Annotated in this window: 1 protein-coding gene; it reads left to right on the plus strand. The window is 41.9% G+C overall.

The genetic code is table 11. From position 1 onward, the window contains the following. Positions 1 to 273: 273 nt before the first annotated feature. Positions 274 to 1,269: a hypothetical protein gene (locus FT643_RS22995; protein ID WP_156873734.1), complete on the plus strand. Its 996-nt coding sequence runs from the start codon at positions 274 to 276 to the stop codon at positions 1,267 to 1,269. The last annotated feature ends 399 nt before the right edge of the window (positions 1,270 to 1,668 follow it).

Here is a 1,668-nt window from a genome sequence, read left to right on the forward strand (position 1 = left end):
ACCGAGCTACTGATCCGGTAACTTGCTGCAACAAGTTACGGGCCTCACTTTATCGAATTTGGGGGAATTGAACCATACAAGCCGGTGCATCGTGGACCCAAACTGCGCGGCGCAAATTTGTGGCTCACTTCGTTCACCTTACCACAAATTCACGCCGCGCAGTTTGGGCCAATGACCGGGGCGTTATGCAAGATCAGCTTCTGAGCAGTAGGTTTAGAATTGGAAATTAGGATACGAATGTAACTACTTTCATTATGTTTTATGGGGTGTTGTGTGAGTGATCTAGAAGAAATTGTAGATAATATCGATATCGATGATGAAGAGAAGTTAAAACAAGAGTTTATCGTTGCAGAGGCCGAGGAGAAAAAATTCAGGAAAATATTTCAAAGTAGATATTACATTCCTCTAATCATATCGATATGGGCGGTAGGTGGGTGTATTCCAATAATAGTTTACTCGGTTAACGAAGTTCTGGTTGCGAAGAACTTGGGTGTTATCGATGTCAACTTTGAAGGGCTCAGTCATATTAGTAATGTCTTCGGAGCAGCAAACGCTCTGTTCACTGGTGGTGCATTAATAATGGCTGTTCTAGCTTTGTCAGCTCAAATTAGAGAACTCCATCTGATGAGGATGGAGCATCGGATGACTCGAATTGAGCATAAAATGATGCGAAACGAACATGAGAAACTCGTGGAAGCAACAAAAGAACAAGCAAAACTAGAAGCATCAGCACTTGCTGCGAACGTGACCATGCCTATCTTTCTTAAGACAAGGTCAGTGGAAGTTAGAGATGCACTGAAGGAAATTTCCTTTCAGTGGAGAAAAACCGAACATTTAGTATTAGGTGAGAAATCCGGAACACTAATCAAGAGGCATAAAGAAGATCCGACGAATCAGGGAATCTTGGAAGAAATTGAGTTAGTTCAGGAAAGACTAGTTGAGCGATTGACCGAATTATCTAGTCTAGTTACACAGGATAAAGCGACTAAAGAGCAGACTGAAGAATTCAAAACGTGGGATGGTGCCAGGGGCCAGATTAGCATCATTGCACAACAGGTATACCAATTATTTCAATCTGGAGTTGTCACGGACAAAGCAGTACTAAAAATTAGTGCATTCGACAACTTTGTGGCTACATACAAATACTATGTTTATCCAATTGAGTTTTTGTACGAGAAAAGACGAAATCCAAGTGCCGAAGATTATCCACCCGGTAAATTATTTATGAGTTTGTATGATAGTACCGAATTAACAGCTGCTATGTACTAATTATATTGTCATCTAAATCATATGCCAGCCTATGAGTATCAACTTTAATGTGCAGCACATGCATAACAAACGCATGCTGGTGGAGCAACCTACGTTCCGCTATTTTTGTGGTGCGTCGCTCTGCTCCTTTATACCACAAAAATAGCTCCATTACGGCTGCCCACAGATGCGGACGTTATAACTTTGCGAGCTGAAATATTTTTAAAACCAAGCGGTTTTACATCTACACCTTCGCAAGTCCGATAGGGCGTTGCTACCGCTTGTTCGGTTAGAATTTAAGTAGTTTAGAGCTAGAAGTGATCAGCTAGAGTTTGCATTGTCTCCGCAATTTGGACTGAGCTAACGATTCAGTTCAGGGAGCACTGCCCCAGAGTTGGGCCGTAGTTTTGTTCAGGTGTT

The sequence above is a fragment of the Ketobacter sp. MCCC 1A13808 genome (assembly GCF_009746715.1).
Classification (GTDB): domain Bacteria; phylum Pseudomonadota; class Gammaproteobacteria; order Pseudomonadales; family Ketobacteraceae; genus Ketobacter.